We start from the raw sequence: 14,441 nt of genomic DNA, 5'->3' as shown, positions 1-14,441 counted from the left end.
AGCCGATCAGGCGGGGAGCAATCCCCGCCTTTTTAGCACAACGAAGGGACCCATGATGATGAACGACATGCACGAAGCTTGCGAACAGTGCGGCTTTGCCTATGCCCGGATCGATACCGAGTGCTGGGGCGAACGGGGCGCCCGCCGCGTCATGTGCCCCATCTGCGGCTGGACCAAGTACGAGGAGTACTCGCTGGCCGATGGTTCGACCGCCATTGCCAAACGGAGCGTTAAGCGGGGTTTTGGCGCTTACCGCCTCATACCGCCGGGCGGTTTTTCGGGTTATAACGCCTTTCATGAACCGCCTTTGCCGGAGGTGGTGAAACATATCCAGGCGCTCCTGGGCCGGGGGTGGAAAGGATACCTCACCATATGGGACGAGGAGTTGGGCAAGGCGCGGCTGGTGGCTGGGCATCCGCTGCAGCGCTACGAGATTCCCGACGATGAAGGGAGCGCTCCGTGACGCGGGAACTTACCATTATCGGAGGGGGGCTCGCCGGTTGCGAGGCGGCATGGCAGGCTGCCGAACGCGGGGTACGGGTTTCACTCCTCGAGATGAAGCCCCTGGCCTACTCGCCCGCCCACCATCTGCCGGGTCTTGCGGAGCTGGTCTGTTCCAACTCGCTCAGGGGAGAGTCCATGGAGAATGCCGTGGGGCTCCTCAAGGAGGAGTTGCGCCGTGCCGGTTCCCTGCTCATGGCGGCGGCCGACGCTACCCGGGTGCCTGCCGGAGGCGCATTGGCGGTGGACCGTGGACTCTTTTCCGCCTTTGTCACCGAGCGGATCGAGAATCATCCCCTCATCAGCCTTGTGCGGGGCGAGGTGACGGACATCCCTCCCGAGGGGATCGTGGTAATCGCCTCCGGTCCACTCACGAGCGATGCGCTGGCTGAGAAGATCATGGCGTTAACTGGACCGAAGCTTTACTTCTACGATGCCATCGCGCCGATCGTTGCCGCAGAATCCCTCGACATGAACAAGGTTTTCCGGGCCTCACGCTATGGCAAGGGGGACGGCGACGACTACCTGAACTGCCCCATGACCGAGAGCGAGTATGAGCACTTTGTGGATGCGATTCTTGCTGCCGAGAAGGTACCCGCCAGGGATTTCGAAAAAGTGGTACACTTCGAAGGGTGCATGCCGGTGGAGGAGATGGCGGAACGGGGGCGCGAAACCCTGCGCTTCGGTCCCCTGAAGCCCGTGGGGCTCGCCGATCCCCGCACCGGCCAGGAGCCCCATGCCGTGGTGCAGTTGCGGGCCGAGAACCGGGAAGGGACTATGTTCAACCTGGTCGGTTTCCAGACCAAGCTGACCTATCCGGAGCAGCGGCGGGTCTTCCGGATGATCCCGGGACTGGAGAACGCCGAGTTCGTTCGCCTCGGTTCCATGCACCGCAATACCTTCATCAATGCCCCGGCTCTCCTGGCGCCCACGTTCCAGTTGAAGAGCGATCCCCGCATCTTCTTCGCGGGGCAGATTACCGGGGTCGAGGGGTATGTGGAATCAACCGGGAGCGGTTTCCTTGCAGGTATCAATGCTGCCAGGCTCGTTCGGGGAGATGAGCTGCTGGTGCCGCCGGCGGCCACGGCCCTTGGGGCGCTCGTTACGCATATCACCAATGCCGACGTGAAGCACTTCCAGCCCATGAACGTCAACTACGGGCTTTTCCCGCCCCTGGAGGGGAAGGTGAAGAAGAAGGAACGCCGCGGGAAACTGGCGGAACGGGCCATGGCGGAACTGGACCGCTGGATCGGAACGGTGTAGGGGCGCTGCTTGCCGCGCCTATTTTCGAGGAGGGCGCGGCAAGCAGCGCCCCTACGGGGAACCTTATGGACGACAAAGAGAAACAGGAAATTTCCCTCATAGGCCGGCTCCTCTCCATGGAGGTGCTGCTGGTCCTCATGGGGTTCGTCTCGCTCGGCTACGGCATCGTGAACTCCCAGGTCATGAGCATCTTCTGGGGGGGGATGATTCTCGTGGGAGCCGTTGTCCTTTACTTCGTCCGGAAGAAGGACTGGAAAAAACACTGGGAAGAAATGGAGGAGCTGAAGCGCCATCAAGAGGAGCGTATCAAGGCGCGGGCTCAACAGAAGAAGGAGGAGGATGACGATGCCGGAAAGCAATAGAATCGTCCTGGCTTCGGCATCGCCACGGAGGCTGGAGCTGCTGGCTTCCGCGGGGGTGGAATTCGACGTCTTCGCCAGTGATATCCCCGAAGAGCCTCTTCCCGCCGAACTCCCCGCCGACTTCGTCGTGCGCCTGGCCAGGGACAAGGCCGTGGCCACCGCCGCCAGGGTGGAGGGGCGCTGGTTCATCGGCGCCGACACCATAGTAGTCTGCGACGGCGAGATCATGGGCAAGCCCGTGGACGAGGCCGACGCCGTGCGGATGCTGAAGAAGCTCTCGGGCGTTCCCCACGAGGTTATTACCGGCTACGCCATCTACGACAAGTCGCGCGACGGGTATCTCTGCAAGGCAGTGGTGACGAAGGTATTCTTCAAGTCATTACGTGATGAAGAGATCGGCGCCTACGTGGCAACGGGGTGCCCCATGGACAAAGCCGGCGCCTATGCCATCCAGGGTGGGGCTGCCTGCATGGTGGAGCGGATTGACGGCTCCTACACCAATGTCGTCGGGCTTCCCCTCTGCGAGGTGGTGGAAGATCTGCGCGTACTGGGGGCATTGTAGCGTGTCATGTCGATAGGGGAAAATCTGCTCCATATCCGCGAGCTTATTGCGGCGGCGGCCCGGCGGGCCGGGCGTGACCCTGAGACGGTGCGGCTCGTGGCGGTATCCAAGACCAAGCCTGCCGCGGCGGTGGACGAAGCGGCCCGTGCCGGCCAGCGACTCTTCGGTGAGAACTACGTGCAGGAGTTCACCACCAAGGCCAAGGAAGTGAATGCGCCGGTGGAGTGGCACTTTATCGGCGCGCTGCAAAGCAACAAGGTGCGGCAGATTGCCGGGCTAGTGACCCTGATCCACTCGGTGGACCGCCTCTCCTTGGCCCAGGAGATCGAGCGCCAGTGGGCAAAGCTCGACGCCGTTTGCGATGTTCTCATCCAGGTGAATATTGCCGGCGAGGCGACCAAGTCCGGGACCACCGCCGCAGACCTCATCACCCTCGTGAAGGAGGTTGCGGCCCTTCCGCACCTGCGGGTCCGCGGCCTCATGACCATGCCTCCCTTCTTTGACGACCCCGAGGGAGCCCGACCCTATTTCCGCGAACTTAAGCGGCTTGCCGGTGTCGTCGCCGCTGAGGAAATTCCAGGCGTTGCCATGGAGGAGCTTTCCATGGGGATGTCCGGGGATTTCGAGGCGGCCGTCGAAGAGGGTGCCACCCTGGTCAGGATCGGTACCTCGCTTTTCGGCGAGCGGGAATATCACCGGTAACGCCCGATTTCCTAAAATTAACTTTTTTGGGACACCCCCTTGGCAGCTTTCTTGCTGCATATCCCTAAAGAAAACACCCTCCGGAGGCTTTTCAGCTTTATGAAATTCCGCTTTGTCGTTGTATTGCTGCTTTTGCTTTTGCCTGCCGTCCTGTCGGCTGCCCAACATCCCAAGGGATTCGACGTGCCGATTCTTCTCTATCATCGCTTCGGCCCCACGGTTGCCGATGGCATGACCATCAAAACCCCGGTTTTCGAGCAGCAGCTCAAATATCTCAGGGATAACGGCTACCGGGTGATCCCGCTGCGCCAGGTGGTCGATTTCTACTTGAAAAAGGGGCCGCCCCCCGCGCCGAAGTCAGTGGTCATAGTGGAGGACGACGCCCACAAGTCGGTCTATACCGATATGCTCCCCCTGGTCAAAAAATACCGGGTTCCGGTTACGATTTTCGTCTATCCGTCGGCCATCTCCAATGCCAAGTATGCCATGACCTGGGATCAGCTCCGGGAGCTGAAAAAGACCGGCCTGTTCGACTTCCAGTCCCATACCTACTGGCACCCGAACTTCAAGAAGGAACGGAGGAAGCTTCCCCCGGCGGAGTTCGACCGGCTGGTGGAGACGCAACTCAGGAAATCGCGGGATAAAATAGGTAAGGAACTGGGGGGGACGGTGGACATGCTGGCCTGGCCCTTCGGCATCTATGACGATGACCTTATCCGTCGTGCCGGCGAAATCGGGTATCGGGCCACCTTCACCATTGATCGCCGTCAGGTGACGCCGGGTGAGAACGTGATGAAACTGCCCCGGTATCTTCTTGTAAATGCCGATCAGGGAAAGCTGTTCGCACAAATTCTTGCCGGAAACGGTCCCAAGAGAAATGTCGTCTACTGATCCGCCGAAAAAACATCCCTGTCCCGATTGCCGGTACTGCCAGTGGTGCGGGGATGACCGCTGTTCGCTATGTCTCAGAGGGTGTAAAAAAGGGAAGAAGCTCTCCCTGGCCGAGCAGATCGAGCTCTTTGAGAAGGTCAACCGCAAAGCTTCAGCCACAGAGGGCACAGAGGGCACAGAGTAATACCGGATTCCTGCTATTTAATTCGCTTTTTGAATGCAGGATGTGTTGGTAATTGCTTTACTTCTTGAGGTGTCCTCCGTGCCCCTCTGAGTCCTCCGTGGTTAAGTGCTGTCAGTTTTTTACTTCTTCCCCAACTCCACTGAGCGGGCGGTGGCCGCGTCAACGGCGGCAATGACGGCGCTGCGGAAGGAGTCCCGCTCAAGGGCCGCTACCCCGGCTATGGTGGTGCCGCCGGGGGATGTGACCTTCTCCTTGAGGACCGCCGCATGGCTGCCGGTTTCCAGAAGGAGCTTCGCGGACCCCAAGACCGTCTGGGCCGCCAGTTGCGTCGCGACATCGCGGGGAAGGCCGTTTTTGACCCCGGCGTCGGAGAGGGCTTCAATGAACATGAAGACGTAGGCCGGGCCGCTTCCGGAGAGGCCGGTTACGGCGTCCATGAGTTTTTCGTCCACGAGGCAGGCTGTTCCCACGAGATCGAATATCTCCCGCGCGAGAGCCAGATCGTTGTCGGTGGCGTTCTTCCCCGGGCAGAGGGCCGAGGCTCCCGCCAGTACCAGTGCCGGAGTGTTCGGCATAACCCTGATAACACGTGTTGATGTGCCGCAGGCCTCTTCAATGGCACCGGTCGGGATGCCTGCCATGATCGAGATGACCAGCTTGCCTTCAAGGCCCGACTCGCCGAGTTCCGCTGCCATGCCCCGGAACACCTGGGGCTTTACGGACATGATCAGGGTGTCGGCCTTGGCGGCAACCTCGCCGTTGGCGGCATATGTGCCTATGCCGTAGGTGCTGCGCAGGAATTCCCGCCGTTCAGCCATCGGTTCCGCCACCATGAGCCCCCCTGCCGGCACTCCGCCTGCCAGAAGTCCCTTGATGACCGCCTCAGCCATATTGCCGCCGCCGATGAACCCGATTGTGCGCCCTTTCAGCATTCCTGTCCCTCCCTGAAAAAAGTATATTCCCTCCTACGGCATCCAGCCGCAAATGTCAAGCCGACGACCGCTCCAGATGTCCGGGGGAATGCGGTTTTGTGGAAGCGGTCACAATGGCTAAAAAACCGTTGACTCGCCTGTTTCTTTATATTATATACCACGCCTTGTGCATTTGGGTTTAAACTAAAAGTTTACAAATGCTAAACCAGCTGCTTGACAGAAAGTTTAGAAATGCTAAACAGCGTATATGGATATAATGTTTAGGGTTTCCGGACCAGGAGAATAGAAAGTGAAGATCGGCGAGCGGTTGAAGCGGCTCAGGATGATCAACTCCCTTACCCAGGAGGAGCTGGCCAATCGGGCTGACCTGACCAAGGGGTACATCTCCCAGCTGGAGAATGATGCCACTTCCCCCTCCATCGCCACCCTGAAGGATATCCTCGACGTCTTCGGCGTCAGCATGCAGGAATTCTTCAGCGACCCCATCGGCGAGGACGTGGTCTACGGCAAGGATGCCCGGGTGCAGCCCTCGGCAGCCGACGCGGCCGTCACGGTGGAGCTTCTCGTCCCCGGCGCCCAGAACCGTGAGATGGACCCGGCCCTGGTAACCCTGGCCCCGGGGGAGGAGATGGACGAGCAGAATTTCCACGAAGGGGAGGAGTTCGGCTTCGTTCTGTTGGGGAGAGTTCAGCTCCGGCTGGATGACAAGATCTACACGGTGAAGAAGGATGAGTGCTTTTACTTCACCTCCGACAAGCGGCATACGGTGAAGAACATCGGCAAGGGGCCGGCGAAAATTCTTTGGGTCGTAACCCCTCCGACTTTCGATTATTAACGAATGCGCTCTTTCGCCATCTCGGCGCCGTCCTCGGGAGTCCCGATTTGGCGAAAATATTGCGTTCTCAAGAATTGTTACACGGATTTTAGCCCATATCATTAGTTCAAGCGGCGTCAGATTCGTGATGATAACGGCGGGTGAGAGGAGAGAGGCCCGCAGGCGTAGCAGCGCTACGCCGAGGAGCCTCTTGACGAGCGGACGTCGTTAGCGCGCGAATATGGCGTCGCCCAGGAGGAGTCATGAGCAAGGTACTTATAATAGGAGCCGGCGGCGTCGGCCAGGTGGTTGCCCACAAGTGCGCCCAGCGCAGGGATATATTCAGCGAGATCACCCTCGCCTCCCGGACCAAGTCCAAATGCGACGCCATTGCCGCCCAGCTCAATAACAGCATCAATACTGCCCAGGTGGATGCCGATAACGTCCCCGAGCTGGTGGCGCTAATCAAGAAGGAGCAGCCGAAGCTGGTCATCAACGTGGCCCTGCCGTACCAGGACCTGACCATCATGGATGCTTGTCTCGAAACGGGTGTGGACTATCTCGACACCGCCAACTACGAGCCCCTGGATACCGCCAAGTTCGAGTACAGCTGGCAGTGGGCCTACCAGGACCGCTTCAAGAAAGCGGGACTCATGGCGCTCCTCGGTTCCGGCTTCGATCCGGGCGTCACCAACGTCTACACCGCCCTGGCCGCCAAGAAGTACCTGGACGTGGTGGAAGAGATCGACATCATCGACGCCAACGCCGGTTCCCACGGCCAGCCCTTTGCCACCAACTTCAATCCGGAGATCAACATCCGGGAGGTGACCGCCACCTGCCGCCACTGGGAGCACGGCGCGTTCCAGGAATCTCCGGCGCTTTCCACCAAGCGGGTTTTCGATTTCCCCGAGGGGATCGGCCCCATGAACATCTATCGCCTCTATCACGAGGAGATGGAGTCCATCGTCAAGCACATCCCGACCATCAAGAAGGCCCAGTTCTGGATGACCTTCTCCGACAACTACCTGAAGCACCTTGAGGTGCTCCAGAACGTTGGGATGACCCGCATCGATGAGGTGGAGTTCCAGGGGCAAAAGATAGTCCCGATCCAGTTCCTGAAGGCGCTCCTTCCCGACCCCGGCTCCCTTGGCCCCCTCACCAAGGGGAAGACCTGCATCGGCGTCATCGCCCGGGGGCTCAAGGACGGGAAGCGGAAGCAGGTCTACATCTACAACATCTGCGACCACGAAGCCTGCTACAGGGAGGTTCAGTCCCAGGCCATCAGCTACACCACCGGCGTGCCGGCGGTGGTCGGGGGGATCATGATGCTCACCGGCAAGTGGCACGCCCCCGGCGTCTGGAACATGGAGCAGTTCGATCCGGAGCTGTTCCTGGAGGTCCTCGGCCCCATGGGGCTGCCGGAGGTGGTAGTCGAAGGCGAGTGGCCCGAGCTGTAAAGAAAAGTAGATTGAGGTGAAGTCATGGCAGAGCGTGAACCCGTTACGCCATTCGATGACGCGATTATCAGTTTCATGGCCCGGCATGGGGCAAAGCGGGTTGGAGTATTCGGTTCCTATGCACGGGGGGAGGCGCGGCCGGACAGTGACCTCGATCTGATCGTCTGGTTTTCGGACCCGAAAAGCCTCCTCGGCATGATCCGTCTTGAACGGGAACTGTCTGAACTGGTCGGTGTAAAGATTGACCTGCTGACCGAGGGAGCCATCAGCCCGTACCTCATAGAGCGCATCAAACGGGAACTCAAGGTGATTTACCAATGATTCGCGACGATGCTGTCTATCTTGCACACATCCTCGATGCCCTTCGGCAGATTGTCGAATACACGCGGGGGATGGATTTCGAGAGCTTCCGGACGACTCGAATGGTACAGGATGCCGTAATCCGGCAGTTTGAGGTGGTGGGCGAGGCCACCAAGAACCTGTCGGCCGGGTTCCGTGAGCGCAATGATACTATCCCGTGGAAAGATCTCGCGGGCTTCCGCGACAAGCTGATCCATCAGTATTTCGGCGTTGATCTGGCAACGGTCTGGCGTTCCGTCGCAGACGACGTGCCGCTGCTCATCGATAGTCTGGCCGGAATTACCGTAGAGGAGAGAGCGTTCTGACCGGTATCGACATCGAAAAAATCCTGAAGCTTGCCCCGTCCCCCGCCTACGTGGTGGACCTGGGGCGGCTGCGCCACAACCTCGCCATTCTGGATGAGGTGCAGCGGCGCAGTGGGGCGAAGATACTCATGGCCCTGAAGGCGTTTGCCATGTGGAGCGTTTTCCCCATCATCCGGGAGACGCTGCAAGGGGTCTGCGCCAGCTCGCCGTGGGAGGCGCGGCTCGGCCGCGAGGAGTTCGGCCGGGAGGTGCACAGCTTTGCCGCCGCCTTCAAGGAGAGCGACGTGGTGGAGTTGCTTGCCGTCTCCAACCACCTGGTCTTCAACTCCTTCAACCAGCTTGACCGGTTCCGCCCCCTGTGGGAGAAGGAGCGTGGGAGGGTGTCGGTGGGGCTCCGTGTTAACCCGGAGCACTCCGAGGGGCATACCCCCATCTACGATCCCTGTGCTCCCAAGTCGAGGCTCGGCATCCCCCGGCGGGAGTTCGACGGCCGGTCCCTGGAGGGGGTCGAAGGGCTCCACTTCCACACCCTCTGCGAGCAGCTCTTCGAGCCCCTGGAGCGGACCGCGAAGGTGTTCGAGGAGAAGTTCGGCCCGTTCCTCCACGGCATGAAGTGGCTGAACCTCGGCGGCGGGCACCACATCACCCGCGAGGGGTACGACATCGACGCCCTGGTGGAGTTGATCAAATACTTCAAGGGTAAGTACGGCGTCGAGGTCTACCTGGAGCCGGGGGAGGCCATTGCCATCGGCACCGGCATCCTCGTGGGGGAGGTACTGGACGTGGTGCGCAATGAGATGGATATCGCCATCCTCGACGTCTCCGCCACCTGCCACATGCCCGACGTGCTGGAGATGCCCTACCGTCCCGGCATTACCGGCGGCTTCGACCCCGGCGAGAAGGCCCACACTTACCGGCTTGCCGGGCCGTCGTGCCTGGCCGGGGACGTCATCGGCGACTGGTCCTTCGAGCAGCCCCTGCAGCCAGGGGACCGGCTCGTCTTCGAGGACATGTCCCACTACACCATGGTGAAGACCACCACCTTCAACGGCATCCAGCATCCGGCCATCTGCACCTTTGAGCCGGAAACGGGGGAACTGCGGGTGGTGCGCAGATTTGGGTACGAGGATTTCAAGGTCAGGCTTTCCTGATCGTCATTTCAAAAACCACTGTCATTGCAGCGATGTCAGATTTGTGATGATAACGGCGGCGGAGAGGAGTCCGGCCCGCAGGCGTAGCAGCGCTACGTCGAGGAGTTGGACGACGAGCCGACGTTGTTAGCGCGCGAATATGGCATCGCCGGGAGAGCATATGGAACGCTGGTCCATCAATGAATCCGCAAAAATTTACAACCTCCCCAACTGGGGCGCTGATCTCTTCTCCATCAACAAGAAGGGGAACGTCTGCGTCCACCCGTCCCCAACGTCGAAGCATTCCATCGACTTGCGGGCACTGGTGGACGACCTAATCAAGCGCAAGATCAAGCCACCGATTCTCCTTCGGTTCATGGATGTCCTCCAGGGGCGGATCGCGGCCATCAATCGGGCATTCAAGTACGCCATCGATGAGAACGACTATCCGTCCACTTACCAGACTTTCTACCCCATCAAGGTGAACCAGCAGCGGCAGGTGGTTGAGGCTATCGCCAAGTTCGGCAAGCGCTACAACATCGGCCTTGAGGTGGGTTCCAAACCGGAGCTGGTGATCGGTATCTCCTTCGCCACGGGGAACGGTATCCCCATCATCTGCAACGGCTACAAGGATACCGAGTACATCGAGACGGTCCTCTACGCCACCAAGATCGGCTACGACATCACCATCGTCGTGGAAAAGATGTTCGAACTGGAGAAGATTATCGCCCTGTCGAAAAAGACCGGCATCAAGCCCAAGCTCGGCATCCGGGTGAAGCTCTCCTCCAAGGGGACCGGCAAGTGGGCCACTTCCGGCGGCGAGGACGCCAAGTTCGGTCTCCGGATGTCGGAGATCATCGCCGCCATCGGGCTTCTTGAGCAGAACGAACTCCTCGACAGTGTGAAGCTGATCCATTTTCATATCGGGAGCCAGATCACCAAGATCGATAAAATAAAGAGCGCTCTCATCGAGGGGACCCGGGTCTACGCCGAGATGCGGAAACTGGGAGTCGGCATCGAGTACGTGGATATCGGCGGCGGCCTCGGGGTCGACTACGACGGCTCCAAGTCCAGCTACTTCTCCAGCGTCAACTACTCCATCGAGGAGTACGCCAACGACGTCATCTACCAGATAAAAAACATCTGCGAGGACGCCGGCGTCGAATGTCCCAACATCATCTCCGAGTCGGGGCGGGCCACGGCGGCCCACTACTCGGTGCTGGTGACGAACCTTCTCAACACCAACACCCAGAATCTCATGCCCGATTTTGAGGAGGAGCTTAACGGCGCCGAAAAGCTGGCCCCCACGGTCAAGAAGCTGGTGGATATCTACAAGAGCATCGACCGCTACTCCCTGCGGGAGGACTACCACGACACAGTCCAGCTTATCCAGGAGGCGGTGAGCCTCTTCAACCTGGGGTACCTGACCCTCAACGAACGGGCCATGGCCGAGTGGCTTCACGCCAAGATCCTGCGCAAGATCAACGGCATCGTGGAGAAAATCAAGCCGATTCCCGAAGAGCTCCAGAACTTCCAGCTGAGCCTGCGGCAGACCTATTTTGCCAATTTCTCGCTGTTCCAGTCGATCCCCGACTCCTGGGCCATCGACCAGCTCTTCCCCATCGTGCCGATTCAGCGCCTCAACCAGAAGCCCGACGTCATGGCCTCCATCGCCGACATAACCTGCGACTCCGACGGCGAGATCACCAGCTTCGTTGGCGAGAACGGCCGGACCAAGTACCTGCCCCTCCACAAGATCCGCAAGGACGAGGACTACTTCGTGGGTTTCTTCCTCATCGGCGCCTACCAGGAGATCCTGGGGGACATGCACAACCTCTTCGGCGATACCAACGCGGTGCATGTCACCTTCAACAAGAAGACCGGCTACAAGATCGACACGGTCATCAACGGCGACGCCACCTGGGAGAGCCTGAAATATGTCCAGTACAAGGGGCCGGAGATTCTGAAGCACGTACGGGACACCATGGAGAAGGACGTGGCCCTGCGGAAAGTCTCCATTGAAGAGAGCAGCCACTTCCTGGAACTGCTGGACCGGACGCTCCTCGGGTACACCTACCTGGGGGAGTGACGCCCTGATGTTGTAGTTCTATGCCCCACCGAAAGTCCGCTAATTCTACATCCCCATGACAATGTGCGGCAAAAGTCCGGCCCTTGGTGGTCGTGTTTTTTGCCGCACAGTCCGTTTTTTCCTCTTCTGACATCATCGTTTTTTCTCCACCTTGGTTTTGAACGCTTTTTCCGGATGCCTGGCCGGGCAGTGCCTGTTGCCGGGGAGTATGGTTAGCGCCGCTGAATTAATGGGTCCGAATTTTGCAAAATAGATATATTTCGATGCATGGAAACTAAACGCCAGAAAGAGGTGAGCGATGGCCGAATCACGCCCGATCCGGATATTGTACATGGAGGATAATCCTGCCCTTGCCCGTCTCCTCCAGAAAAGCCTCCAGCGCAAAGAATATGCGGTTGATATAGCGGCAGACGGATTGGCGGGACTGGCGATGCTTGAAGGATCTTCCTATGAGTTGATCCTGGTCGACTACGAGATGCCGGCCTGTGACGGCCTTGAGGTGATTGATACCCTTGTGGCAAGGGGGAGCGAGATTCCAGTCATTATGGTTACCGGCAACGGCAGCGAGAAAGTTGCGGTTGAGGCACTCAAAAAGGGGGCGGCGGATTATCTGGTGAAGGATCTGGAGATGGGGTACATCGAACTTCTCCCCATCGTGATCGAGCAGGTTTTGACCCGCCAGGATCTGCTCCGGGAAAAAAAGCGGATGATGGAGATAATCCGTGAGCGGGAGGAACGTTACCGCCGTCTGGTGGAATTGTCGCCGGATGGCATAGCTATCCACGTGGGCGATAGGATTGCCTTCATTAATGAGGCTGGCGCCCGGCTTCTCGGTGCGGTCGATCCGGCAGCAGTGACAGGAAGGCAAGTAAGGGATTTTGTATCTCCAGATTATCTCGGCTTGATTCGGGACCCGTCCGTAACCGGGGCGTCAAGGGCGGAAGCTGCGCCCTGGTTGGAGACACGGCTGGCCATTGGCGATGGCCGAACCATTGACGTCGAGATTGCAGCGGTTCCGTTCTCTCACGATGGGAAGGAAGCTCTTCAAGTTATTATCCGTGATATAACGGAAAAGAAATTAGCCAATAGGCGACTTGAGTTTCTGGCTCACCACGATTCTCTTACGGGCCTTGCCAACCGGGTGCTTTTCTTTGACCGTCTCGCCATGACCCTTCATCAGGCAGAGCGTGGCCGCCATGGCGCGGCACTATTGTTTATAGACCTTGACCACTTCAAGGGAGTGAATGACACGTTCGGCCACGACGCGGGCGACGCATTGTTGAGGGAAGTGGCGCGGAGGATCGAAGAATGCCTGCGCAAGGTAGATTCCGTTGCGCGCATGGGCGGGGATGAGTTCACCGTTATCCTCTCACGGATTGCCGGTGCAAGCGACGCCGCAGTGGTGGCGGAAAAGATTCTTCAATCATTGAGTGTTCCTGTTGCATTGCCGGGCGGAGAATTCACTGTCGGAGCAAGTATCGGCATAAGTATATTCCCAGAAGATGCAGCCAGCGCGGAGAGCCTTCTCAAGCAAGCAGATGCTGCCATGTATGGGGCAAAGCGGTTCGGCAGAAACCGTTTCAGCTTTGCGGGGGGGGATTTCTTCGGGGGGTCGGCTTACGAGCCCGGGCAGGGGTTTGGTGCATGTTCTTGCTAGGCATTCGTCGGAAGATGGCTTTCCTCAGGATTTTTGCCGTTGTGTTTTTGGTCGTTGCTGTCATGGCCGTGGGGGATGCCCGCGCCATTGATCTGCTTGGCGACAAGCTTGCCATCCACGGATTTGCCTCCCAGGGGTACCTGGACAGTACCGGCAACAACTATCTGACAGCTTCCCGCAATGGGACCTTCCAACTAAACGAGTTCGGCCTCACCCTTACCTCCCGCCTCACCGACAAGTTTCATCTGGGGGCCCAGTTCCTGTCCCGCGATTATGGCACCGTGGGCAATAACGAAGTACGGCTGGACTGGGCGCTGGCTGACTACCGCTTCCATGATCTGCTCGGCCTGCGGATCGGCAAAATCAAACGTCCCATGGGGTTCTACAACGAGGAGCGTGACTCGGATTTTCTCCGTCCCATGGTATTTCTACCCCAGAGCATCTACGACGAAACCAGGCGGGACATGCTCATAGCCTGCATCGGTGGCGGGGTCTACGGCAACGTCCCCGCCGGCATCCTCGGCGACTTCGACTACCAGTTCTTCCGGGGCTGGTTCGATTTCCCCGACGATTCCACCATCGCACGCGTCACCAGGATGAGCGCCCAGAACATTGCTTCCCGCAAGAATTTAGGAACCGTCACCGACCTAGACATGGACAACAAATATGTTGTAGGCGCCCAGGTCATCTTCAATACCTCCATCGACGGCTTGAGGGGGGCCGTTTCCTGGCAGCGGGGGCGTCACGAGCTGATCCTCAATAACGGGGCGCTCCCTTCGGGAGACCTGGCCATTCGCGGCAAGTATGTCTATTCCCTTGAGTATGTGAACGGGCCCCTTACCCTGGCTGGCGAGTATGCCGAAACCGACCGCGAGCAGAAGCTTTTCGGCACTCGCACCGTGGATGGCCGGACCCAGGAGTGGTACGTGATGGGGACCTGGGCCTTCAACGAGCAGGTGAGCCTTTCGCTGCTCTATGATCTCTTCTACAGCGACAAGCACGACCACGACGGCACATACTTCACCCGCCAGGGGAAGCCGGATTATTTAGCATGGCGCAAAGATTTCGGTGCCGGCGTCCGTTTCGACCTCACCCCGTCGTGGACCGTCAAGGCCGAATGGCATGAGGTGGACGGTGCCGCACTCTACCTAGAGCTTTATAACAGTCTACAGAACATTAAGCGGCGCTGGGGTTACGGTGTTGTTAAGGTCTCGTACAATTTCTAGCCCCAA

The 14,441-nt window shown here is 59.0% G+C and carries 15 protein-coding genes; 14 read left to right on the top strand and 1 reads right to left on the bottom strand.

Annotation, left to right across the window (positions count from 1 at the left end):
* Positions 1 to 52: 52 nt before the first annotated feature.
* From JZM60_RS00495 to JZM60_RS00470, 6 genes are all read left to right on the top strand, one after another.
* Positions 53 to 463: a hypothetical protein gene (locus tag JZM60_RS00495; protein ID WP_207163601.1), complete on the top strand. Its 411-nt coding sequence runs from the start codon at positions 53 to 55 to the stop codon at positions 461 to 463.
* Positions 460 to 1,764, top strand: a complete 1,305-nt coding sequence (trmFO, locus tag JZM60_RS00490) for a methylenetetrahydrofolate--tRNA-(uracil(54)-C(5))-methyltransferase (FADH(2)-oxidizing) TrmFO (protein WP_207163600.1) — start codon at positions 460 to 462, stop codon at positions 1,762 to 1,764. Before JZM60_RS00495 ends, trmFO begins: the two co-directional genes overlap by 4 nt.
* Before the next feature lie 65 nt (positions 1,765 to 1,829).
* Positions 1,830 to 2,126 carry a hypothetical protein gene (locus tag JZM60_RS00485; protein ID WP_207163599.1) on the top strand — a complete coding sequence of 99 codons (297 nt, stop codon included), beginning with the start codon at positions 1,830 to 1,832 and terminating at the stop codon, positions 2,124 to 2,126.
* The gene (locus JZM60_RS00480) at positions 2,110 to 2,688 is read left to right on the top strand and encodes a Maf family nucleotide pyrophosphatase (protein ID WP_207163598.1); all 579 of its coding nucleotides are present in this window, start codon (positions 2,110 to 2,112) and stop codon (positions 2,686 to 2,688) included. The genes JZM60_RS00485 and JZM60_RS00480 overlap by 17 nt, the downstream gene beginning before the upstream one ends.
* A 6-nt stretch (positions 2,689 to 2,694) precedes the next feature.
* A complete protein-coding gene (locus tag JZM60_RS00475; protein ID WP_207163597.1) occupies positions 2,695 to 3,390 on the top strand; it encodes a YggS family pyridoxal phosphate-dependent enzyme in 696 nt (231 codons plus the stop codon).
* 99 nt (positions 3,391 to 3,489) lie between these two features.
* Positions 3,490 to 4,281, top strand: coding sequence for a polysaccharide deacetylase family protein (locus tag JZM60_RS00470; RefSeq protein ID WP_207163596.1), 792 nt, complete (start codon positions 3,490 to 3,492; stop codon positions 4,279 to 4,281).
* Positions 4,282 to 4,584: 303 nt separating this feature from the next.
* On the opposite strand, the gene proC is transcribed toward JZM60_RS00470, so the two are convergent.
* A complete protein-coding gene (proC, locus tag JZM60_RS00465) occupies positions 4,585 to 5,397 on the bottom strand; it encodes a pyrroline-5-carboxylate reductase (protein ID WP_207163595.1) in 813 nt (270 codons plus the stop codon).
* A gap of 289 nt (positions 5,398 to 5,686) precedes the next feature.
* On the opposite strand from proC, the gene JZM60_RS00460 reads away from it, so the two are divergent.
* The 8 genes from JZM60_RS00460 to JZM60_RS00425 all read left to right on the top strand — a co-directional run bounded on the left by JZM60_RS00460 (position 5,687) and on the right by JZM60_RS00425 (position 14,435).
* Positions 5,687 to 6,232 carry a helix-turn-helix domain-containing protein gene (locus JZM60_RS00460; protein WP_207163594.1) on the top strand — a complete coding sequence of 182 codons (546 nt, stop codon included), beginning with the start codon at positions 5,687 to 5,689 and terminating at the stop codon, positions 6,230 to 6,232.
* 242 nt (positions 6,233 to 6,474) lie between these two features.
* On the top strand, positions 6,475 to 7,668 hold the full coding sequence (locus tag JZM60_RS00455) for a saccharopine dehydrogenase family protein (protein ID WP_207163593.1): 1,194 nt from the start codon (positions 6,475 to 6,477) through the stop codon (positions 7,666 to 7,668).
* A gap of 24 nt (positions 7,669 to 7,692) precedes the next feature.
* On the top strand, positions 7,693 to 7,989 hold the full coding sequence (locus JZM60_RS00450) for a nucleotidyltransferase family protein (protein WP_207163592.1): 297 nt from the start codon (positions 7,693 to 7,695) through the stop codon (positions 7,987 to 7,989).
* Positions 7,986 to 8,333: a HepT-like ribonuclease domain-containing protein gene (locus JZM60_RS00445; RefSeq protein WP_207163591.1), complete on the top strand. Its 348-nt coding sequence runs from the start codon at positions 7,986 to 7,988 to the stop codon at positions 8,331 to 8,333. Before JZM60_RS00450 ends, JZM60_RS00445 begins: the two co-directional genes overlap by 4 nt.
* Positions 8,330 to 9,484 carry a carboxynorspermidine decarboxylase gene (nspC, locus tag JZM60_RS00440; protein WP_207165377.1) on the top strand — a complete coding sequence of 385 codons (1,155 nt, stop codon included), beginning with the start codon at positions 8,330 to 8,332 and terminating at the stop codon, positions 9,482 to 9,484. Before JZM60_RS00445 ends, nspC begins: the two co-directional genes overlap by 4 nt.
* A 160-nt stretch (positions 9,485 to 9,644) precedes the next feature.
* Positions 9,645 to 11,552, top strand: coding sequence for an arginine decarboxylase (gene speA, locus JZM60_RS00435; RefSeq protein WP_207163590.1), 1,908 nt, complete (start codon positions 9,645 to 9,647; stop codon positions 11,550 to 11,552).
* A 298-nt stretch (positions 11,553 to 11,850) separates the two neighbouring features.
* A complete protein-coding gene (locus JZM60_RS00430) occupies positions 11,851 to 13,209 on the top strand; it encodes a diguanylate cyclase domain-containing protein (protein WP_207163589.1) in 1,359 nt (452 codons plus the stop codon).
* Positions 13,197 to 14,435, top strand: coding sequence for a porin family protein (locus JZM60_RS00425; protein ID WP_241426314.1), 1,239 nt, complete (start codon positions 13,197 to 13,199; stop codon positions 14,433 to 14,435). The genes JZM60_RS00430 and JZM60_RS00425 overlap by 13 nt, the downstream gene beginning before the upstream one ends.
* Positions 14,436 to 14,441 lie beyond the last annotated feature (6 nt).

The sequence above is a fragment of the Geobacter benzoatilyticus genome (assembly GCF_017338855.1).
In the GTDB taxonomy this organism is placed as follows: Bacteria; Desulfobacterota; Desulfuromonadia; order Geobacterales; family Geobacteraceae; genus Geobacter; species Geobacter benzoatilyticus.
Note: the sequence above shows the minus strand (reverse complement) of the source record. Positions and strands in the feature narration are given on the sequence as shown.